This window comes from Lysinibacillus sphaericus OT4b.31 (assembly GCF_000392615.1).
GTDB lineage: Bacteria > Bacillota > Bacilli > Bacillales_A > Planococcaceae > Lysinibacillus > Lysinibacillus sphaericus_B.
The window spans coordinates 1-21,082 of the sequence record NZ_KB933407.1 but is presented as its reverse complement, the minus strand read 5'-3'; the positions used below and the strand labels follow the sequence as shown (position 1 = coordinate 21,082).

Below are 21,082 nucleotides of genomic sequence, written 5' to 3'. Positions count from 1 at the left end.
GTCTTCTATCAAATAGTTTTCGATTCTTTTTTCATATTTGTTTTTTGATATAGACTGTACAAAATGGCGCAAGTAACGCAACGACTACGTAACAATCAAAAAATTTTTCATTTGACACTTCCCTCAACAAGCTCAGCCCTATTATTCAAAAAGTAAGAGCAACTTTCCGTTTGCTCAGTTTCAATATTATTTCGATAATTATCCCCTAAAATCCTTGTTATGCTAGCATTTGACTTACTTGAATCGTAGAGAGTTCTTTTTATACATTGCTTGTTTTCACTCACTTCTTGAAAACCCGAGCGAACATCGTGAAGAGCCTTTCCATAAAAAAAAAGCTGTGGTTTTGAGGCCACAGCTTTTCGTTATTTCCTTGGTTTCTTCTTATATATGATCGTCACAATAACTAAAACAAGTAAAATCGCTTGTCCAATCATTGTTTCCACCGTTGGATAGAAGCCTATGAAGCTAACAACTGGTAGACCATCCACAATTGTTGTAGAAATTTTATTCGTCAATTGTAAGGTATGCAGACTAACACCAATAATTTTAAATGCCAAGACATAAATTAACACCGTTGCCACGGCAAAGAACTTATGGATGGCAATTTTGCCACTCGCCTTAAATAACACAACGGCTATAATCGCTAAGATAACAATTGCCACCACAATACCTAGCACAAACTGAGATGTTTCCATTTTAGGTGCAATTCCTGCATAGAATACCAATGTTTCTGCTCCTTCACGGAACACCGATAAGAAGCTGACAGAAGCCATAGCAAAGACCGAACCACTAGAAATGGCATTGCCCATTTGTTTCGAAATATAACGATTCCAGCTTGTTACGCTTGCTTTACTATGAAGCCAAATACCAACACCGATCATCATTGCAGCAGCAAGTAGACCGACATAGCCTTCCATCATTTCACGATTCGCATCAACCGTTGCAGAGTTAAAGATCGTTGACATTAAAATAGCTGCTACTGCCGAAAGTAATACCCCAACAAACGCCCCGACATAAATCCATTTACGCATGGCTGATTGACCGGATTTATTTAAAAATGACACTAATGCTAAAATGATGAGCAGTGCCTCTAAGCCCTCACGTAGCAAAATTAACGCTGAATCCCACAACGTATAGTCTGTATCACCTTGTATCAGCTCTATTTCAGTACGGAATTTATTCAGCTTACTTTTAACACTTTCTTCATCGACTTGACTTTTCAATAAGTCACTAACAAGTATTGGCATATCACTTTCGATTTTCGTATAGAGACTACTATTTCGAGTTGAAATTTCAATTTCCACGCTTGGCCAAATTGTAATGAATTCACGAATTTTATCGGATGCGGCCTTATAGTCACCTGCATCAATGAAATCATTTGCCTCATCAATATAGGCAATTAATGTTGCGAGCGAATACTCACCCTCTACAACTTGTGCAGTTTCCTCACCCGCAACAAAATCCTCAATCGTTTGCTTTAGATCGGCATATTGTGATTGCATTTCTGCGATATCCGGCTCCTCTGAGGAAATCGTAATACGTAAGAAAGCCATCTGCGTTTCGATTTGTCCATACATAGCAATACTTTGCTCACGAACAGGTCGTTCATGTTTATTCCATTTAATATTGAATTCCTTGTAAGCCGCGTCGATTGCCGTGATGTCACCACTAGCTAAGGCTTTCTCAAACTCTATCATAATAGGTTTGAATTTTGTACCGAATTCCGCTCGCTGTGCCGCTTCATCCACTGGGTTTTCTAACTTTTCTAATGAACGTAAGGCATTCGATAAGGCAGATAACGCCGCTAAACGCTTTTCTTTGGATGTCGATTCCACTGCTTGTGCTAGAATGGTATCAACCTTTTCTTTCGCTTCGGTTTGTTCAGATGTTACGGAAGCCCAGTCAGTTGTAAATTGTTCCAGTGCACGCTTTGCTTCTGCTTCCTTGTCCTGCTTAGTATTCATTAGGGCGTCACTAATAGAAATGTATAAGTGACTATAAGACTGCGCCGCTTGCACTGGCACTGCAAGTACAACTAGCAAACAAAGGATGATGCTACAGCGCGTTAAAAAGTGCTTCACCTAAATAACTCCCCTTTTGTACACCAGGGAAGCAAGCAAATACTGCACTGCCTCGATGGGTAATATATTCATTCATTTTATCCATGCGGCCTAAACTATTTTGCACTGTTGTAAACTGAGCAGGGTCTTTCTGGAAAGATACAAATAATAGTCCTGCATCATGGGCACCTGTATTGGACATAACACCTGAAGCATAAGAATACGACCGACGTAGTATCCGAGCACCTGATTTCCTTGCTAAATGGACATGGGATGTATCGGGCATAACGTACTCGCCCTTGTCGTCCTTCGCCTCTACATCGAAATCTTCAAATTCCTTTGTTTTCCCGAATGCAGCACCGCTGTCACGATAACGACCAAACGTTGCTTCCTGGTCTTTCAATGAAGTACGATCCCACGTTTCAAGATGCATTTGAATTTTACGTGCTACTAAATACGAGCCTCCCTTCAACCAGCCTTTTTCCACCCACACAACTTTCTTTACATCTTTGTCATCTGTAATAGCAGGATTTACTGTGCCATCCTTAAAGGCAAATAAATTACGAGGTGTTCCTCCTCCTGCTGGAAATGAATTAAAGCCAGCCTGAGACCATTTAATCTCCACTTTGCCCGAAGCTGCACGCACTAAATTTCGTACAGCATGGAACGCAACTTGCGGATCATCTGCACACGCTTGAATACACAGATCACCACCAGTAAATTCTTTTTGTAGCTGGTCCTTTGGGAAGTGCGGTAAATCTACTAATTCGGCCGGTTTCAAATGTGCCATGCCAAGCTTCTCGAAAAGAGAGGGGCCAACGCCAAATGTGATAGATAAATTGGCAGCATCTAAACCTTCTGCCTCTCCTGTATCCCCTGTTGGCACTCTGATATTCGTTGTTAAATCTACCATTAATTCACCATTCATCAAACGAACAACAAGAGGTGTCCATTTTTTGAACAACTCTTGTAGCTCTTTCTTCGACGTTACTAAAACATCTAGCGAAGCAAAATAAATATGCGTTTGAACAGGCGTAATAATGCCGGCTTGATGCTCGCCATAAAAATCCACTTTGTTTTGAGCAGTTGTACTATCCGCTACAGGTTCAAACACATCATAACCCATTGCTTTCATAACACCGCCTAAGCCGGAAGCACCGATAGCAACTCCTGCTACGCCGATGCCAGATAACTTTAACATGTCACGACGAGATATTTTTTTATCGATCCATTTATTATCATTTGACGCTGTCATTATTTATCACTCCAAAATAATTCCCATTTGACTTAATGGCTCACCAAGTTGGTTGACTGATGCTGCAAGAGCTTTTGTATGTTCTTCAGTTAATTCTTCATAAGAAATATAGCCACCATCAGCTGTTGCATGCTGTGCTAATAAATCATCGACTGCTTTGAACTTTTCATCTAATGTTGCTACTAAATCTTTATCTTTTGCTTCTAACTTAGGACGAAGAATGTCAAAGATTTTTTCTGCACCTTCAATATTTGCTTTAAAGTCATAAAGGTCCGTGTGTGAGTAAATTTCTTCTTCACCTGTGATTTTTGAAGTCGATACTTCATTCAATAAGTCAACTGCACCTGTCATCATTAAATCTGGCGTTACTTCAACCGTTTGTACAAGTGCGTGTAATTCTTTCGCATCCGCAAGTAATTGGTCTGCCACTGCTTCGTAACCCGCTGTCGTATTTTTTTCCCAAAGCGCATATTCAAGCTTGTGGTAGCCAGTCCATTCTTCCTCACCTTTGCCTTCTTCTTGAATATCGGCTAAACGACCGTCGATGCGTGGGTCAAGGTCACCAAAGCTTTCGGCGATTGGCTCAGAACGCTCGAAATACATACGCGCAGGAGCATAGGCTGCTTTTGCCCCTTCCATATCACCAGCTTTGAACAATTTCACAAAGTTCTCTGTTTCTATGAGGAATTGGTCCATCTGCTCTAATGCAAACTGTTGATAAGCTGTTAGTTCAGCACTTAAATCAACCTCAGCTGCTGGTTGTGCCTGCTCCGTTGCTGGTTTTTCTTCTTCTTTTTTAGCTTCATCTGTATTGCCACAGCCAGCCATCATAATACCGCCCGCCACTAATACTGACAGGAATGATTTGTTTTTCATGTTAAGTACCTACTTCCGAATTTGTTTATCCTGTACGAACGAACACTAAAATTTAAGTGGTGCATTAAGCCTCGTAAGTACTTGATATATTCAACTACGAATCGATAGGGTATTAAGTCCCCCTTCAATTTCAGTTTTCCTTTATATGTGAATGATAATGATTATCATAATTGATTGCAAGAAGTATTTTTATTTAAAGAAAAAAACGTCATTTCGCAGTTGAATTTTATAACCAACTAGCAAAAAGACGTTTTTTCCACAATATAACGATTCTAATCTATGAAATTTTTGCTTGTTTTAAATTCTCATGTTTTCCATATAAGAAATAATAGAGCACAATTGACAGTAAAATAACAAATACCATGGCCAAGAAAATGGTGCTGTAACCCATCGTCGGTGCAAAAAAACCTAAGAAATAAGGCCCTACTCCTAATCCTAAATCATATAAAATAAAATAGGTCGATGTCGCAAGTCCTAGTCGTTCATTTGGTGTAACTTTAATAGCGATTGCTTGGGCTACGGAGTTGAAGTTACCATAACCAATCCCAATACAAGCAGCAGCTATTAAAAATACAACAGTACTCGTTGCAGCACTAAAGGCGTACATACCAATGGCAAATAGCACAAGACATGGGTAAATCACAATATTAGCGCCCCTTGAATCGAGTAGTTTTCCTGTAAATGGACGAGTCGCTAAAATGACCAGTGCATACACGATAAAGAAATAACTACCTGCCGTTACTAAATCCAATTCTTTGGCATAAAACGTCATAAACGACATAACGCCTGAATAAGCAAAACCAATCACGAGTGCTACAAATGCAATTGGCACTGCCCGCATTTCAATAAAGTTGGACAGTTTGAAGCCTGTCTTCGCCGCTAGTTCTTTCGCCTTATTCTGTGCATCTGGCACTGTCACAATAAAATACATCATAAAGCAAATAACGGCTAAAACCGAATCGACCGCAAAAATCATGCGATAATCAGTAAATAACTGTGTTAAAAGTATCCCTACAAAAGGTCCGATAGCCGTCGCTAAAATGGCACTTAAGCTATAGTAACCTATCCCTTCACCACGTCGATCTGCTGGTAAGATTTGAGCAATAATTGTACCCGTTGCCGTACTTGCTACCCCGAGCGCTATCCCTTGTACTAAACGATTTAGCATCAATAATGGTAAGTTTCCTGCAAGAAAATACGACATTGTAGATAACATAAATAACAACAGTCCACAAAATAATGTCTTTTTACTACCCCAATCCCCAATAATTCGTCCAGTACCAAGGCGCCCAAATAACGTCCCTATTATAAAGATACTAGACACAAGCCCTGCCGTACTCGTGGAAGCACCAAATTGCTCCACTGCGTAGCCCGCAATCGTCACCATTAATAAATAAAAAATTAACGTAATTGTAAAATTGATTAGGGATACGATTAAAAAGTCTTTTGTCCAAAGTTTATGTCTAGTTGCTTCCACTTGCTTCCTCTCCTACTGATGAATGTTTGCACAAATTTTTGCTAAAACTTGTGTAGCAATTTCAATATCCTGCGTTGGCACACCTGCCAATGCCTTTTCTAAAAATGGTTTTAAATGTTCCTGAATTTCCTGCACGATATTTTCACCATAAGCGGTTAATTGTACAAGCTTTTCTCGCTTATCCTTGCCTGCCACTGTTTCGACATAACCAAGTTCCACAAGCTTTTGTACAAGCCTCGTCACACTCGGCTTCTCAATAAACATAAAGTTGGCAATTTCAACAAGCGAATGCGGTCCCTTATCGATTAAAAATCGCAAGACAGCCCACTGTGAACTAAATAACTGATAGTGCTCTAACTGCACATTGAGCTGATTTGTAAACGGTCGGTACATCAATCGGTACTCATTAAAAAAATTCTGTTCAATCGTCAAAGTATCACTCCCTCACTTTTTCACTACTACTGTAAATTAAATTAGTTAGCCTAGGTAACTATATACCCAACATCTCTATTTGTCTAGGGTTTTGTCTGTTAGTTAGGCGGTTTTTGTTCGTCAGTTTGCTGCGTTTATCCATCACTTCCACGATTCTATCCGTCAGTTTGCTGCGTTTATCCGTCACTTCCGCGATTCTATCCGCCAGTTTGCTGCGTTTATCCATCACTTCCGCGATTCTATCCGTCAGTTTGCTGCGTTTATCCGTCACTTCGGCGGTTCTATCCGTCAGTTCGACGGTTCTATCCGCCAGTTCGACGATTCTATCCGTCAGTTCGAGCATTCTATCCGTCAGTTCGGCGGTTCTATCCGCCTCATATCCCAAACAGCCAAAATTCAGACCGCTTGAATTTTGGCAAACCCATATTTACTCTGCAATCCAATATCTCCTATGTCGTTTTGTTCCCAGCGCTTTCAACGGAAGCTGCTGCAATATTCTATACGCCACATTCGGAGAGCTAATTGCAAAAAATTCACAAAAGCTTTTGTTCGTTAACCATCCGTTTATCAGTAAATGATAGTCATCAAGTGTAGTAAAAATTTCCTGATTATCCACTAAGCCGCATCGCTCGCAGAACCACTTTTTATAGCGATAGCTCATTTTTTGTCCATCCGAGCAACGTGGGCATAACACGCCTTTCACTATATCCTGTATAGGTAGCGTTAATTGTCTTTTCATAGGTGTATGCATGGTAAACAAAAGATTCGCAAAGCGTTGGAGTGCTGCTTCATCCATGAATACCTCATTATGTTGTTGAAGCCACGCTTTTACTTGATTACGCAACCCCGATACATGAAACACAGGCTGCCCCCTTAAACTTTGTGATAAAATTGCATTTTTCGTCGCAAAAATGACAGCGTACTTTACAGGTATATCGAGTCGCTCCTGCTGAATCATTCCTTTCATCCACTCCACATGCCGCTTTACCTGATGTAGGGGGTCAAGCATTCCTTCAACAATGCCCTCTGCGTTGGTTCTAGTAAATTGAGCAAAGGCTTCATCAAATTCCAGATAGCCTGTTATATTTTTAATTTCTAAAATCAGTATAAAGTGGGGGCATAAAAAAATTGTGTCCATTTGATGCGAGGTGCCGAAGCGATTGATGACTTGCAAATCATGAAGAAAATAATGGGGATGAGGTAAATTCATTTCAAGCCATTCTGCATCTACTCGCTGTTCCCCCGCATAGCCTGCTTGTATGCGACGTAAACGCTCAGAATAGTAGGTGAACTCTGCATGGGTACTAGGGAGTCTTCGTATCAGTGCCTCATAAATTTTTTGTGTCTCTGATTGCTGTCGTGCTAATATTATCATTTTTTTCCACCTCCTTTTTCCCCATTATAAAGAAAAAAAAGCTCGCGAAAAGGCTTTCCAAAAAACTTTAAACTGGGATTTGGCAAATTAAATCTTTCGTTCATATTTTTAGATAAAAAGTAAGACAAAAACGGCCGTGGCCAGCTCTCGCTACTACTTTTCCGCTCGCTATCCGTCAGTTCGGCGGGTTTATCCGCCACTTCCGCGATTCTATCCGTCAGTTCGACGGTTCTATCCGCCTCTCCCGCGATTCTACCTGCCACTTCCGCGGTTCTATCCGTCTCTCCCGCGATTCTACCTGCCACTCCCGCGGGTTTATCCGCCACTTCCGCGATTCTATCCGTCAGTTCCGCGGGTTTATCCGCCACTTCCGCGATTCTATCCGTCAGTTCGACGGTTCTATCCGTAAGTTCGGCGGTTCTATCCGCCTCCCCTAACTCGAACACTAGCTCAAACAGAAAAAAACTGAACAGCCTAAGCCATTCAGTCGTTTTTGCGTAATAAATATAAAAAATAAGGTGCACCGATACATGCTACTACAATTCCTGCTGGTACTGTTGCTGTTGAAATGGCCACGCGTCCAATGGTATCGGCAAGCATTAATAAGCTAGCCCCGATACATAGTGTTAACGGTAAAAAGAATTGATAGCGTGGTCCGACAAGCTGTTTCGCGATGTGCGGTGCCATTAAACCGATAAAGGCAATTCCACCAGTTACTGATACAGCAGCCGCAGCAAGTGCGACAGACACGATCAATAATTGTAGTCGCTCGCGCCCAATATTCATGCCAAGACCAGTGGCTGTTTGCTCTGTCATAGCTAGGACATTTAACACATTCGCCTTATAGAAAATAAATGGAATGCACAGCACAAGCCACGGCACTAAAGCCCAGAAAAATGGCCAATCTGTTCCCCATACGCTGCCCGCTAGCCATTGTGCGATAAATTGCACATCACTTCGCTCAGCAGAGGAGATTAAAATCATCATGAATCCTGATAAAGCAGAAGCCACCCCTACCCCGACTAAAATGAGCTGTACCGGTTGAACACCTGTGTTCCGCTTGTACGAGAAAAAGTAAATACATAATGCAGTGATTAGAGCGCTCATAAATCCTACCACTGGGAGCACATACGCAAAGTTTGGTAAGTCTCCCTTCGCGAATAGGTAAAAGAGTGTAATCCCAACACCTGCACCTGCATTGATACCAATAATCCCGGGATCTGCTAAATCATTGCGGGTTACACCCTGTAACACTGCTCCTGCTAACGCTAACGCCATCCCTGCCGCTGCCAAAACAAACATTCTTGGCAATCGAACAGAAAACAACACGAATGATTCTTTAAAACTACCATCTCCCAATAGAATCGGGATAATGCGGTCAATCGACACGGAAGCTGCACCTAGCGAAATACCCATTACAAAAATTACGAGTGTCAACAATATCCACGCCATTAACCAGCGACGCCGTTTTTTACGCCCGACATTAAACAAGCTGACGACCTCCCTTCCGTACGAGAAGTAGGAAGAATGGAAGGCCGATAATCGAAATAATGGCCACTACCGGTGTTTCATATGGCGCATTAATCATCCGACCTGCAAAATCAGCAATCACCATAAACCAACCACCAATAAGGGCACTCATCGGTAGGACGAATCGATAGTCTGTACCAACGAAGGCACGTACGATATGTGGCACCATTAAACCAACAAATGCTAAATTACCTACAAGCGCCACCGCAGAGCCTGCTAAGACAACAACGACAATCATCATCACGCCTTTAATCACGGACGTATTTTGTCCTAAACCTACTGCGACTTCTTCATTTAAGCTCAAAATGGTTAGTTGACGACTGAATGCAAAGGCAATCACTAAACCAATGATTATAAACGGCACGATAATTAACGCTTTCCATGTTGTGCCAATTAAGCCACCACTTGTCCACATGGATACATCTTTTGAAATCTGAAATAATATACCCGTACCATCTGCAACGGCTTGTAATAGTGCGGATACGGCAGCACCAGCTAAAACAAGCTTTAATGGAGAAAACCCCTTCTTAGTTGAAGTTCCGATGCCATATACAATGATCATGCCAATTCCTGCACCGACGAAGCATGCAAAAATCAACATATAATACGAGGTACTTGGGATGAACGCCAGCGTTAAAGCGAGGGCCGCATTGGCACCTGCCGTTAGTCCAAGAAGCCCCGGATCTGCTAATGGGTTTCTTGTAACCCCCTGCATTATAGCTCCAGCGACTGCAAGTGCACTGCCTACAAAAATAGCTGCCAGGATACGAGGAAATCGGATTTCTCGTAATATAGCATAATGCTTGCCACCGCTTTGTCCTACGATGGCTTGATAGACATCTTGAATGCTAGTATTTGCTGCACCTACGCACAGCGAAATACTAGCAGTTCCTACTAATAAAACCAGTGCAAGCATCGCCTGAAGCCAAAATGGGAACTGTCGAAACTTTGTCATTTGCCTTCGCTACTCTCTACTGAAATTATTGTAAAAACTTCTCTTCAAAGAAATCTAGTTGATAATCTAATGTTATTGGATCATTAAAGTAAAATGCATTGGCATTCACTTCAAATAAACGACCATTTTTCACAGCTTCTAAATCTTTAAACCATGCCGCTTCTGTAAATGATGTATCTTGGTCCATAAACATACTAAAAATGACATAATCACCAGCGTAATCGCCTAATACCTCTTGAGAAATCGCGAAATAACCTGGCTCTAACGCCACTTCCTTCACTTTTTCAGGCATTTTTAAGCCCATTGCTTGATATAAAATTTCTGTTCCACGACCCCAGTTGTCCCCATATAGATACAATTGCTTATTGAAGTTTTCTGCAACCGTAACCGTTGCATCTTCACCAATTTTTTCTTTAATTTTAGTACCTACTTCTGTAGCACGCACTTTAAAGTCTTCTACCCATGCTGTTGCTTCTTTTTCTTTGTTGACCACTTTACCGATTTCAATAAACTGTTGTAAATAATCAACTTTACCGTACGTAAATAATACGGTCGGAGCGATTTCTGCTAATTTACCGGCATTTTCAATACCACTTAAACCAATAATTAAATCGGGTTCTAGTTCAAGAATTTTTTCAATATCTGTATTTTCTACAACAACTGCATCTTTAATGTCATCTTGGAAGTTTGGATTCTTTGTCGCCCATGAATCAACACCAACTACGTTGACATCAAGTTTTAATAAATCTCCAACAAATGAAGATAACACGACTACACGTTTTGGATTAGCTGGCACTTCAATTGGACCTGTTTCAGATTCATAGGTAATTGTTTCTGCTGACGAAGCTTCTTTAGAACCTTCGTCTGATTTCTTAGCACTATCTTCTTTATTGCCGCATGCTGCTAGCACTAGTACAAGCATCATAAACATTGGTAAAAGCCACTTTTTCATTCGTAAATCCCCTTTAAATTGTTTGTAATAGGTTATATGTAATGCACATTGGTTTGTTTGTTCTTGGATCCTTGCCAATGACTGCATCAATATTAAATACTTTCTGTAAAACTTCTGGCACAACCACTTCCTCTGCTGTACCAAACTTCACAAGCTCTCCGTTTGAAAGTGCCACAATATAATCTGAAAAACGTGCTGCTTGGTTTAAATCATGCAACACCATAACAATTGTGCGACCTTCATCTTCATTTAACTTGCTTAGTAATTCTAAAACTTCCAGTTGATGCGCCATATCCAAATAAGTAGTCGGTTCATCTAAAAAGATAATATCCGTGTCTTGTGCTAATGCCATCGCGATCCACACGCGCTGACGTTGCCCACCAGATAATGCATCAACTGTTTGCTGACGAAATGCACCCGTTTTTGTTACCCGTAAGGCCCAGTCAATCACATCTTTGTCCTTTTGCGATAAATTGCCAAAGCCTTTTTGATATGGAAATCGACCGTAGGATACAAGCTCTTCAACAGTTAACCCATGTGCACTTTCAGGACTTTGTGGTAATATGGCCAACTCTTTCGCTAATTCTTTGGTTTTCATCTTTGAAATATTTTGGCCATCCAAAACTACTTGTCCCTGATCATGCTTTAATATTCTCGTAATGGCTTTTAATAGCGTGGATTTGCCACAGCCATTTGAGCCAATAATTGTCGTTATTTTTCCATCTGGAATTTGCAATGATAAATCGTGCACAATCGTTTTGTTGTCATAACCAACACGTATTGATTCAACTTGTAAACGCAAATCGTAACCTCTCTTTCTTTTTACTTCTTTACATGCTATGATATTCAAAGTTCTTTAATGATAATCATTATCACTAGAACTAGTCTAGTTATCTGATAAGGATTTGTCAAATACTTTTTTATTATTTATTAAGGATGTGGCGAACTAAATGCAAGATATATATGATTTAACAATTATTGGTGGTGGGCCTGCTGGTCTATATAGTGCCTTTTATAGTGGTTTAAGAGGATTAAAAACGAAGTTAATGGAAAGTCAGGAGCAGCTTGGTGGCAAAGTTTTACTGTACCCAGAAAAGCTTATTTGGGATATTGGTGGTCATCCCCCCGTTTTAGGCGAGCAATTTGTCAAACAATTAATTGCCCAAGCAAAAACATTCGACCCAACCATCCTAACTGGAACAAAGGTTGACTACATTGAGCGACAACAAGATATTTTTGTAATACATACAGCTCAAGGAGACAAGCATTACTCAAAAGCTATCCTCTTAGCAGTTGGTGGTGGTATTATTAACCCTCAAAAGCTTACGCTTGAAGGTGCTGAAAAATATGAGATGACCAACTTGCACTACACAGTACAATCCTATCAGCGCTTTGTAAACAAGGAAATTATTATTTCAGGTGGTGGTAATGCAGCACTTGACTGGGCTGTTGAGCTGAGCCCTATTGCCAAAAACGTAACCGTTGTTTACCGTAAAGAAACTTTATCTGCCCATGAAGCAACAGTACAAGAGGCACTCGCTGCTGGTGTACAAATCGAATGCAATACGACGATTACCAAACTGTCCGCCAATGCAGACAAAACAGCCATTCAATTAGTCACATGTGAAAATTCACAAACAAAGCAAAGTTACACGCGTCAAATTGATGAAGTTATTGTTAGTCATGGCTATAACCGTGAAGCATCGTTAGCATTTGAAGAATCTATTACCATACCAAAGAAAGATGATTATTATTTCAAAGGAAAAGCAACTGGTGAAACTGCGCAACCTGGTATTTTTGCAGCTGGCGATATTTTAGCTTTCGAAGGTAAAATCCATCTGCTTTTAGGAACTTTCCAAGATGCCGCAAATGCTGTCAACTCGGTGAAAACGTATTTAGAACCAACAGCCTATCGGAATGCGGTTGTATCTTCGCATAACGAAATGTTTAAAGAAAAAAATCGCTCTATTATTGAAAAACAACTTGTACAAGTAAACTAACGACAAATTTTCATCCCTAGATATTAAATTGTTGTTGATATATTTCAAGCGAAGAACCCTCCTAAGAACTTTTTCTTAAGAGGGTTTTTATAGTTTCGTGCTTTTTACACTACCATTTTCTTACATGCTATGAACCACTACTCGTGTTTAAGATTTTAATTGAAGAGTGCTTGGCTTTTTCATGAATAAGGATAACACAAAATTAATGACAGCAAAGACGAATCCTACTGTAAAGACGAAGGATGATCCTGATGCTGCAGCCTCTGTCATATTGTCACCTGCTGTTGTTAACGCACTGCTTTGTTTTGACGTGAACAACGCCACCATAATTGCGATACCAACCGCACCTGCTACTTGTTGAATGGTTTGGGTAATCGCAATACCATCTGGATAGTACTCTTTTGGTAAAGCGTTTAAGGTGTTTGTTTATGTAGAGGCAAGCACCGCACCGATACCTAGCATCATGACAACATGCGTGAAGATAATCATCCATACAGCCGTTTCTGTACCAAATGTTGCATACAGTAGATAACCAATAACGACTAAAAGTGTACCTGGTGTAATAACTGCTTTGGGACCGTATTTATCGAATAAGCGACCAATTGTTGGCGCTAAAATACAGTTTAATAAACTACCTGGTAAAAGAATCAGACCTGTTGTAAATGCTGCCATGACTAATGCCATTTGCATATACATTGGTAAAATAACTAACATCGATAACATGTTAAAGAATGTTATAAAGCTCATAAATACACCCAAAACGAAAAGTGGGTATTTAAATGCACGTAAATTTAACATTGGCGTGGTCATGCTCATTTGACGAATCGAGAATAGGATGATGGCTAAAACACCAACAATGATTGTGCCAAGAACCGTTGCACTTGTCCATCCTGCTTCACCTGATACACTGAATCCGTAAACAATACCGCCGAAACCAATCGTTGACAGGATAATAGATAGTGTATCAATCGATACTTTGCGTACTGCATTGACATTCGGTAAATATTTCTGTCCGAAAATTAAAGAGAACAATAAGAACGGTATAGTGACGCCGAAAATCCAGTGCCAAGATAATGTATCTAAAATAAGACCTGCGATTGTTGGACCTAATGCTGGACCGGCTAACATCACTAGACCCATGATTCCCATAGCACCACCACGTTTATTTGGTGGGAAAATCGTAAAGATAACGTTTTGAGTTAAGGGTAAATTGATGGCTAAACCTGCCGCTTGAATGACACGAGCAAGTAATAACACACTAAATACTGGTGCGACCGCGGCTAAAATTGTTCCTATTAACGATAATAAAATGGAGCTCATAAACATTTGACGCGTTGTAAATTTTTGCATCAAAATGCCTGTTACTGGCACTAAAATACCTAAAGTTAAAAAATAACCTGTTGCTAACCATTGAATAGTTGTAGCATTTACACTAAAAATTTGACTTAAGTCACCTAAAGCAATATTTAATGCCGTTTCACTAAAAAGTCCAACAAAGCCAGCCACTAAAAGAGCAGCTAAGATAGGGCCTGTTTTGTGTTGTTTGTTTGCCGAAGCATCGACTTTCGGACTTGTATTCACTTTTTTACTCACGAGTTCAAACTCCCTTAAAAATATTTGGTGATCCGGTAGAAGCGACTTTCTGGTTACAGATGAGTCTGTGTTAAATAGCGCAACATCGATTCCTCCATTAAGGCTGTCATCTGAATTGCAATCGAATAGGCTGTATCTTTTGAATATCCTTATTCATGAATAAATATCATTTGGATTTTTCCATACACATTTCAGTAAAGCTCTCTTACTGGAACACTTAATGCAGCCAATTCACTCACACCCCTGCTAAATGACTAGCCTTTAAGTGCCCCCCTCCTCTTCTCTGCTGGCCTCTGGTGTAATAGAATACTGGTCGAATATAGCTACCATCCGTTGTAATGACTTCCTTCAAAAAGTGAGAACTTTGAGATATTCTGACTTTTAACATTTCACTTCTTTCCACTCGGATATATCCTGTTTGATTGAAAAAGTTTTGGTGCGATGTTGATAATCAACGATTTAGTCGCCATTTTGTCTAACTCACCCCAACATACCAACCGGTCTGTTTGTAACTATAACAAAAATAAATTCTTTTATGTAAGCATTTTTTTCAAGTAAAACACTACAGGTGTTCACACTTCAGACATAAACAAGGCTGAAATGGCCGCTAGTAGAGAGGCTAATAGCTGCCATGAAACTTGACAAATGCACAACAATAGAAACTTCTATACTTTATTTAAATTACTTTCATCAATCGTTTTTCTATAACGAAACACGGACATTTTTGCTAGGAGCGTATGGCGGCGACTCAGCGGGAAAAGGAAGCAGCTCGATGCTTGACCGAAGAAAGCGTCCGCCTGTAGTTGGAATATAACCGAAAGTGAAGTATGAAATGGATTTTTGTATATAACTTTTCCACTTCTTCAGCTGGCTGGGCTCTTTATAAGAGCTAATACACAAAAAAGCACATCAACTTATTGCCATTGATGTGCTTGATATAGCCTATTGCATCTTGAAACTATTTAAATAAACTTAACAATGATCCCATTTGCCTTAACATATTAACCCCATTCGTGATTGTTCCAGCATGACCCATAATGGCATTTATACTATCTGGTAATCTTCCAAATCTAGAAGCCTGGGGTAGTTGGTTCGGGTAAAAGAAAGGTTGCTCCTGTCTACCTCGATTAGATCCTTGTCTATATCTTGGTGGAAGTGGTCTCCTTCCAGGATTCGGCGGATAAAATGGCATCGATTCACCCCCTATCAGAAAGCTTTTTAATAATATATGTCTGAAATTTTTTATTGATTAGTCTTTCGTAGACGTGGCTGACACATAATATAACGTATGTAGTGCGTAAAACATATAGAAATCTAGTGATTTATTCCACTTTTTATGGTGCCGTCCAGATCCTATACCAGCACTTTTAAAATCAATCACTCCTTACTTCTGTAAGGTTTCATTTTTGGTCAGCTTATCTCTTGCAGGAACCATACTATTTTTTATTTCATACTATACAATTATGACGAATAAAGTAGGTGGTTGTCTTTCAGAATTCCAAATATCTAGATTTTTTGTCCAAATTTGGTGTTGGGGGTGCTCATCCTGGCGGTATTAACCTAACAAAGGCAATATTCAAAACGGAGCAAGTCAGCAAAGCTTCTCATATTTTAGATGTAGGGTGTGGTACAGGCCAAACTGCTGCCTTTTTAGCTAGCAACTACGGTGCAAAAGTAATGGGCATAGATATCAATTCAATTATGGTAGCGAAAGCCAAAAAGAGGATGAAAAAAACACATCTACCAGTAACAATCATGCAAGGTTCAATCGAAAAAATGCCGTTACCCGATCGTAAATTTGATTTTATCATTGCTGAATCTGTTCTTTCTTTTGTCAATAAGCCTAGCGCCCTAAAAGAAATTTTTCGTTTATTAAAGGATGGTGGTCGGTTCATTGCAATCGAATTTACCATTAACCGACAGCTTGAAGCGAAAACCGAACAGGAAATCAAACAATTTTATGGCTTTGATTCCTTCTTTATGAAAAAGGATTGGGTTGCTTTATTTAAACAGGTCGGTTTTAAAAATATCCGTATACAAAAAAACAAGTTCATTTCTTCAGTGCCTGAATATCAGTACTCCAAGGATATTGAACCTGAACATTACGAACTCATGGAAAAGCATTACGATCTGAACTTAAAGTATGAAGGAATTTTAGATTATAGAGTGTATTCTTGTACAAAATAGTTTCTTGAACCTCATGCGATTGTTACTTCACAGCCCTAATGTATTCATTATTTTGCTCAACTTTAACCCTATGCTTATGAAGTAGTTCCGCTATTAAATTGGCAGCTGCTCAATCTAAAATAAAAAAGAGTAGGAGATGCGTTAATCACAAATCTCCTGCTCCTGTACCTTTTTGCCATGCTCTATTCATTTTAACAGCGTTCAAATTAACTTTTTCATGTACTGTTTTATAACAAAATCTCTTGATAAAGGTGTCTTAATTCATCTGAAGCATTTTCTATCACTACAGCAGGCGGTTTATTAAAGCACACACCCCAAATAGCATAACAGACATTTTCCCAGACAAATGCAATCATTTCATCAAGTTCTTCTTTCCAATCCTCTTTTTGGCTTTCACTGAGATACGCCACAAAGTTTCTTTTACATGTTAATAGTAGTTCTAAACTTGCTTTATCATTCATGTTCTCAGAAAAAATTTCATTATGTTCATGTTCTTGAACCGCAAGTACACAACTAATGAAAACAGGAAGCGTTTCAGATGTAAAACCGAATTTGTTGATAAACACGGGTGTGAAAGCGGTTTGGATAGAAGAGTGGTCCCCATCACAGGTTTCCATGTATTTTTTTACTAAGGGCCAATATTCTGAGGAAACTAACCCTAAGCCTAAAACGGCAAATGTGGATGGCATAGCACAATCCTCATCCTCTAAATCTGTATACCACGCATATGTTCTCATGGCCTTTTCTGCGTATAATTTTATTTTCGAATGTAGTTCCGGATATTTTAGCGCATTGGCAAAAAAATTATGAACAGGTACTTGAGGTAAATTTTCAATTGGCAAGTACTCATTTTTCGCACAAGAAAATTTAATTTGATAACTTTTAGGGAAATTCAAATCTAGTAATCGAATAATAAAGTCCAATGATTTCTCATAGGCAACCTGTTTCTCGTTTTTAATATGGACATCAATCATGGCAAAAACATCATTCGCTTTACAGACAACATCGTTATCACGATAAGAACTTTCACTTATTGTCAGTTCACCGGATCCATTTTCTCGCAGTTTAGCTACTTCATTTGATCCTGTTGCCTCTACCAAGTTAAAGAGTCGTTGTGCTGAAAGAGATTCATAACTTGCACCATATTTCATAAAACATATCGCGACATAGCACACAAAATTCAGCAATTCTAAATCTACTAACTCCATTCCTTCTTTTAATGTATATGTAGATGGCCAGTTTTTTGTTCCTGTAGCGAAATAGCGTTCTTGAATATTGTTTTCAATCCAAACGCGCAATGTATAACTAATATTATTGAACCCTGCCATGTGTCGCAGTTGTTCGCAAAAAGCCTTCACTTCAGCATGTTTAAATGTTGTAGTTAGTTGTTGATTTAAATAGAACTCTAAAATACTCGTTAGCAATAGACTCTCTCCCGTTGATAACTCAATCGTGAGAGGATAGTCTTCAATCACTTTACAACTCCTCGTTCGAATTTCAGTTGTCGCCTGTTGAAAGATTTCTTGATGCGTTACAAAATTGGCAGATGTTAAATAGTGCAATTTCTCATTCCTCCTTATGACGCCTCTATAGATAACTCATGCACAATCTGCATATAAGCAATATTTCCCGCATTCTATACATTGAAATAGATAGCCTTGTAATTCACCATCATTCGTTAAGTATTGCTTTAAATCTGCTAGAGCCATCTCTGTAAAATTTTCTATTTCATCTTCAATGCCTTTTTCTACTAATTCCAACCACCCTACATAGCCAATAAAAGCACAGTAATCCGTACAATGAGCAAGCCAGTTATTCCCTTGCCAACTCACATAACCCGGTGTTCGATGTAAGATTTCATCTACAAACGACTTGTTTACTACTCGTTCATCATTATATAAATCTGATTGAAATGTTCCATTATACTTTGCAGCCGCTTTTCCACTAGAAATACAATTTGGACAAAGATACTCGACTGATTCTATTGCATATAGGCCACTTTCAACATATATTTCTACCTCTTCTTCACAACAATCACATAGCACTTTTTTGTCTATTTTGAAAATCTCTGATTTGATGGGATGCGCTATATACTTAAATTTAGGTAATGTTCCTTCCAATTCTTCTGCTGTTTTTTTACACATGTTGTCATCTCCTTGGCGCTATTTTTCCATTCCCAATAATTTCCTTTCTAATTGTTTTAACTTACGCAATACATCCTCTCGATTTTTTGCACATTTAATATAGGCAGGTAGCGAATGCGATGCTGTTTTACCTGTAAAATTCTTTGTTCTTAATTTATCCGACACATAGTCAACTAAATACTTCAAATGGCTTGCGCTTAACGCCCAGATAGGTTGGTTGGGCCCTACATTTGTTAAGAGATAGTAATCTAGTAGGAATATAGGATCTGTCCCTTTTGCATTTGACACCACAATAAAATAGACTTTTGTCGGATTAATTTTGATATGACATTGTACAAGCGTATGACAAAAAGGGCATGCCTTGTTCAGCTTACTATAATGACGTTCTCTATCTTCCAGTTCAATATTGACATGTCGTTTACAGGATTTACATTCTCCCTGTGCAAAAGCTTTTACTAAACATTGCTGCTCCTTTGTTTTACGGAAAGTACAACTGTCACATTGGACAATATAGGTGGTAGCGATTCTTTTAATCTGGGCGCATTTTGTACAATTTGGACATTGTACCAATACGGCATTTCCTCTTGACGTAAAGCTATAAAAATCATAAGTGAAAAATGGTGAATCTACAAAATTCTCCATGAAAGAAACCTTCCCTTTTAATGCATATAAAATAATCGCTAAAGTTTAAACTTTCTACCTTAGCGATTTTCTTACTAACATGATTTTTACCAATCTCTATTTCTAATAGCTTCTTCTATATCGATATCTATATGATAAGCTTTTAAAACTAAGAATACCGTATCTGCAATGGATTCTCTCGCAACGGTTTCAATTTGACTATCATTTTCTTCAAATTCTTCTGCAAGCTCGTTAAGTTGATCGGTCATCTCGTCTAATTTTTGTTGTACTGTGTCCTTCGTATATGCCTCATTTTCAAGATAATTAGCAACTCCTTCAATTGTTGCTTTCACCTTATCTACTAAAAAATCAGGGAAGTAGGAATCTCTATACATATCTACTAAATAGTTAATTTCTATTTTCAAGGAAAACCCTCCAAATTATGTTTTTCATTTATTTATTGATAATAACATATTCCATTCTGAGGTATCAAAACTTAGAAAGATCTCGTCTCTTCATGTACTTATTTAATAATTTCTATAAAATGTTTTAAAATCCTAGCTGTTAAACCCCAAATGGTATACTTCTCATACTCAAAAAACCATTCTTCCATTGAACGTGTTCGCCATTGATACTGCGCACCATTGACAATTTTATCAAATGGAAAGTCTGGTGAAGGTATGGGTTCAACAGCTACTAAATGCATATAAGGCTCATAATGCAATAGCCATTTGATTGGTACCGTAAATACTTCCTCAACTTCTTCTTTGTTGTAGGAATGAATCATTTGATTGTAGTCAATCGTTGCTACAAATGGGTAGATGACAAATGAAGACGAAGCAATATAAGGACTTAATTGCCCTACAATATGAATCGTTGCTGGATCCACGCCTAATTCTTCAGATGTTTCACGTATTGCTGCTGCCAATGGAGATTGATCTGATGCATCGATTCGACCGCCTGGAAAACTAATATCCCCCGGCTGTTTTCTCATAGTGAATGAACGTACTTCAAAAAGTATATGCCATTCTTCATCCACCAGAACTAATGGAATTAAAATCGCTGATCGATAGGCTGTTTCCTCTCCTATAAACAGGGATTGTTTTTGGTTTAAGTCATTCTTCAGTTTATCTAGGAACATGATATTCCCCTCACCTCTATATTTTATGTACTTTTTTATCGTATCATTAATAGTTTGTTGGTTAAAGAATTTCAGGATGCTGTCATAATTTTTTCTTCTTGAGTACAATAGAAGGAATACGTGATGAGTAATGAAAGTAAATTGCACAGATTTACCGCTACTTTGCGGGTATTCCCCCACCTTCCACGGGTATTCAGTAGATTTCCTGGAAACTCTTCAAGCGCGCACCATAAACATCATTTGCTTTAATAACCAAAGCTTCTTTTACTCATTTAGATGTGCAATATTTCCACCGCTAAAAATCTTAATCATACTTACTTTGAAAACTCGGGTTATTCAACCATTCCTATTCAGAAGTGTTATCATAACCTAGTTTATATCTCAAAAGAAGGAGCGATAAAATGGTTAATTTCCCAGGAGGATTTCCTGGTGGCATGCCAGGTGGAATGCCAGGAGGGATGCCGGGCGGAATGCCAGGCGGAAT

The 21,082-nt window shown here is 39.0% G+C and carries 20 protein-coding genes and 1 pseudogene; 2 read left to right on the top strand and 19 right to left on the bottom strand.

The features are described 5' to 3' along the window. Positions 1-362: 362 nt before the first annotated feature. From H131_RS20540 to H131_RS20485, 12 genes are all read right to left on the bottom strand, one after another. A complete protein-coding gene (locus H131_RS20540) occupies positions 363-2,081 on the bottom strand; it encodes an FTR1 family iron permease (RefSeq protein WP_010861053.1) in 1,719 nt (572 codons plus the stop codon). After that, positions 2,056-3,315, bottom strand: a complete 1,260-nt coding sequence (gene efeB, locus H131_RS20535) for an iron uptake transporter deferrochelatase/peroxidase subunit (RefSeq protein WP_010861052.1) — start codon at positions 3,313-3,315, stop codon at positions 2,056-2,058. The genes H131_RS20540 and efeB overlap by 26 nt, the downstream gene beginning before the upstream one ends. 6 nt (positions 3,316-3,321) lie before the next feature. Continuing rightward, entirely contained in the window at positions 3,322-4,191 is an 870-nt protein-coding gene (gene efeO, locus H131_RS20530; protein ID WP_010861051.1) for an iron uptake system protein EfeO, read from the bottom strand. Positions 4,192-4,468: 277 nt separating this feature from the next. After that, entirely contained in the window at positions 4,469-5,668 is a 1,200-nt protein-coding gene (locus H131_RS20525; protein WP_010861050.1) for an MFS transporter, read from the bottom strand. 12 nt (positions 5,669-5,680) lie between these two features. Continuing rightward, positions 5,681-6,100, bottom strand: a complete 420-nt coding sequence (locus H131_RS20520) for a MarR family winged helix-turn-helix transcriptional regulator (RefSeq protein ID WP_010861049.1) — start codon at positions 6,098-6,100, stop codon at positions 5,681-5,683. Positions 6,101-6,158: 58 nt separating this feature from the next. Continuing rightward, positions 6,159-6,485, bottom strand: coding sequence for a hypothetical protein (locus H131_RS25080; protein WP_010861048.1), 327 nt, complete (start codon positions 6,483-6,485; stop codon positions 6,159-6,161). 42 nt (positions 6,486-6,527) lie between these two features. Then, complete coding sequence (locus tag H131_RS20510; protein ID WP_010861047.1) at positions 6,528-7,475, bottom strand: nuclease-related domain-containing protein; 948 nt, start codon at positions 7,473-7,475, stop codon at positions 6,528-6,530. Then, positions 7,472-7,999, bottom strand: coding sequence for a methyl-accepting chemotaxis domain-containing protein (locus H131_RS20505; protein WP_010861046.1), 528 nt, complete (start codon positions 7,997-7,999; stop codon positions 7,472-7,474). The genes H131_RS20510 and H131_RS20505 overlap by 4 nt, the downstream gene beginning before the upstream one ends. Next, a complete protein-coding gene (locus H131_RS20500) occupies positions 7,959-8,927 on the bottom strand; it encodes a FecCD family ABC transporter permease (protein WP_051112226.1) in 969 nt (322 codons plus the stop codon). The genes H131_RS20505 and H131_RS20500 overlap by 41 nt, the downstream gene beginning before the upstream one ends. Positions 8,928-8,958: 31 nt before the next feature. Further along, on the bottom strand, positions 8,959-9,960 hold the full coding sequence (locus H131_RS20495; RefSeq protein ID WP_010861044.1) for a FecCD family ABC transporter permease: 1,002 nt from the start codon (positions 9,958-9,960) through the stop codon (positions 8,959-8,961). A gap of 25 nt (positions 9,961-9,985) precedes the next feature. Next, positions 9,986-10,912: an iron-hydroxamate ABC transporter substrate-binding protein gene (locus H131_RS20490; RefSeq protein WP_010861043.1), complete on the bottom strand. Its 927-nt coding sequence runs from the start codon at positions 10,910-10,912 to the stop codon at positions 9,986-9,988. Positions 10,913-10,925: 13 nt separating this feature from the next. After that, positions 10,926-11,714, bottom strand: coding sequence for an ABC transporter ATP-binding protein (locus tag H131_RS20485; RefSeq protein WP_010861042.1), 789 nt, complete (start codon positions 11,712-11,714; stop codon positions 10,926-10,928). Positions 11,715-11,862: 148 nt separating this feature from the next. On the opposite strand from H131_RS20485, the gene H131_RS20480 reads away from it, so the two are divergent. Continuing rightward, positions 11,863-12,912, top strand: coding sequence for an NAD(P)/FAD-dependent oxidoreductase (locus H131_RS20480; protein WP_010861041.1), 1,050 nt, complete (start codon positions 11,863-11,865; stop codon positions 12,910-12,912). A 147-nt stretch (positions 12,913-13,059) separates the two neighbouring features. On the opposite strand, the pseudogene H131_RS20475 reads toward H131_RS20480, so the two are convergent. Both H131_RS20475 and H131_RS20470 read right to left on the bottom strand, forming a co-directional pair. Next, a pseudogene (locus H131_RS20475) lies at positions 13,060-14,493 on the bottom strand (DHA2 family efflux MFS transporter permease subunit). Positions 14,494-15,463: 970 nt separating this feature from the next. After that, positions 15,464-15,697, bottom strand: coding sequence for a hypothetical protein (locus tag H131_RS20470; RefSeq protein ID WP_010861039.1), 234 nt, complete (start codon positions 15,695-15,697; stop codon positions 15,464-15,466). Between the two features lie 323 nt (positions 15,698-16,020). On the opposite strand from H131_RS20470, the gene H131_RS20465 reads away from it, so the two are divergent. Further along, complete coding sequence (locus tag H131_RS20465) at positions 16,021-16,692, top strand: class I SAM-dependent methyltransferase (protein WP_230491914.1); 672 nt, start codon at positions 16,021-16,023, stop codon at positions 16,690-16,692. Between the two features lie 227 nt (positions 16,693-16,919). Here H131_RS20465 and H131_RS20460 read toward each other — a convergent pair whose 3' ends face one another. The 5 genes from H131_RS20460 to H131_RS20440 form a co-directional block, all read right to left on the bottom strand. Further along, positions 16,920-18,254 carry a DUF6138 family protein gene (locus H131_RS20460; protein ID WP_010861037.1) on the bottom strand — a complete coding sequence of 445 codons (1,335 nt, stop codon included), beginning with the start codon at positions 18,252-18,254 and terminating at the stop codon, positions 16,920-16,922. Positions 18,255-18,290: 36 nt separating this feature from the next. Then, entirely contained in the window at positions 18,291-18,836 is a 546-nt protein-coding gene (locus H131_RS20455; protein ID WP_010861036.1) for a CbrC family protein, read from the bottom strand. An 18-nt stretch (positions 18,837-18,854) separates the two neighbouring features. Continuing rightward, a complete protein-coding gene (locus tag H131_RS20450) occupies positions 18,855-19,478 on the bottom strand; it encodes a hypothetical protein (protein ID WP_010861035.1) in 624 nt (207 codons plus the stop codon). Between the two features lie 86 nt (positions 19,479-19,564). Beyond that, the gene (locus tag H131_RS20445) at positions 19,565-19,882 is read right to left on the bottom strand and encodes a DUF5713 family protein (RefSeq protein ID WP_010861034.1); all 318 of its coding nucleotides are present in this window, start codon (positions 19,880-19,882) and stop codon (positions 19,565-19,567) included. A gap of 98 nt (positions 19,883-19,980) precedes the next feature. Continuing rightward, entirely contained in the window at positions 19,981-20,598 is a 618-nt protein-coding gene (locus H131_RS20440) for an NUDIX hydrolase (protein WP_010861033.1), read from the bottom strand. Between the last annotated feature and the right edge of the window lie 484 nt (positions 20,599-21,082).

What these genes read in the sequence shown, in the direction of transcription:
- efeB (WP_010861052.1), bottom strand. Translation starts at nt 3,315, where the DNA reads ATGACAGCGTCAAATGATAATAAATGGATCGATAAAAAAATATCTCGT.
- efeO (WP_010861051.1), bottom strand. Translation starts at nt 4,191, where the DNA reads ATGAAAAACAAATCATTCCTGTCAGTATTAGTGGCGGGCGGTATTATG.
- H131_RS20495 (WP_010861044.1), bottom strand. Translation starts at nt 9,960, where the DNA reads ATGACAAAGTTTCGACAGTTCCCATTTTGGCTTCAGGCGATGCTTGCA.
- H131_RS20500 (WP_051112226.1), bottom strand. Translation starts at nt 8,927, where the DNA reads ATGGCGTGGATATTGTTGACACTCGTAATTTTTGTAATGGGTATTTCG.
- H131_RS20440 (WP_010861033.1), bottom strand. Translation starts at nt 20,598, where the DNA reads ATGTTCCTAGATAAACTGAAGAATGACTTAAACCAAAAACAATCCCTG.
- H131_RS20480 (WP_010861041.1), top strand. Translation starts at nt 11,863, where the DNA reads ATGCAAGATATATATGATTTAACAATTATTGGTGGTGGGCCTGCTGGT.
- H131_RS20455 (WP_010861036.1), bottom strand. Translation starts at nt 18,836, where the DNA reads ATGTGTAAAAAAACAGCAGAAGAATTGGAAGGAACATTACCTAAATTT.
- H131_RS20490 (WP_010861043.1), bottom strand. Translation starts at nt 10,912, where the DNA reads ATGAAAAAGTGGCTTTTACCAATGTTTATGATGCTTGTACTAGTGCTA.
- H131_RS20510 (WP_010861047.1), bottom strand. Translation starts at nt 7,475, where the DNA reads ATGATAATATTAGCACGACAGCAATCAGAGACACAAAAAATTTATGAG.
- H131_RS20470 (WP_010861039.1), bottom strand. Translation starts at nt 15,697, where the DNA reads ATGCCATTTTATCCGCCGAATCCTGGAAGGAGACCACTTCCACCAAGA.
- H131_RS20450 (WP_010861035.1), bottom strand. Translation starts at nt 19,478, where the DNA reads ATGGAGAATTTTGTAGATTCACCATTTTTCACTTATGATTTTTATAGC.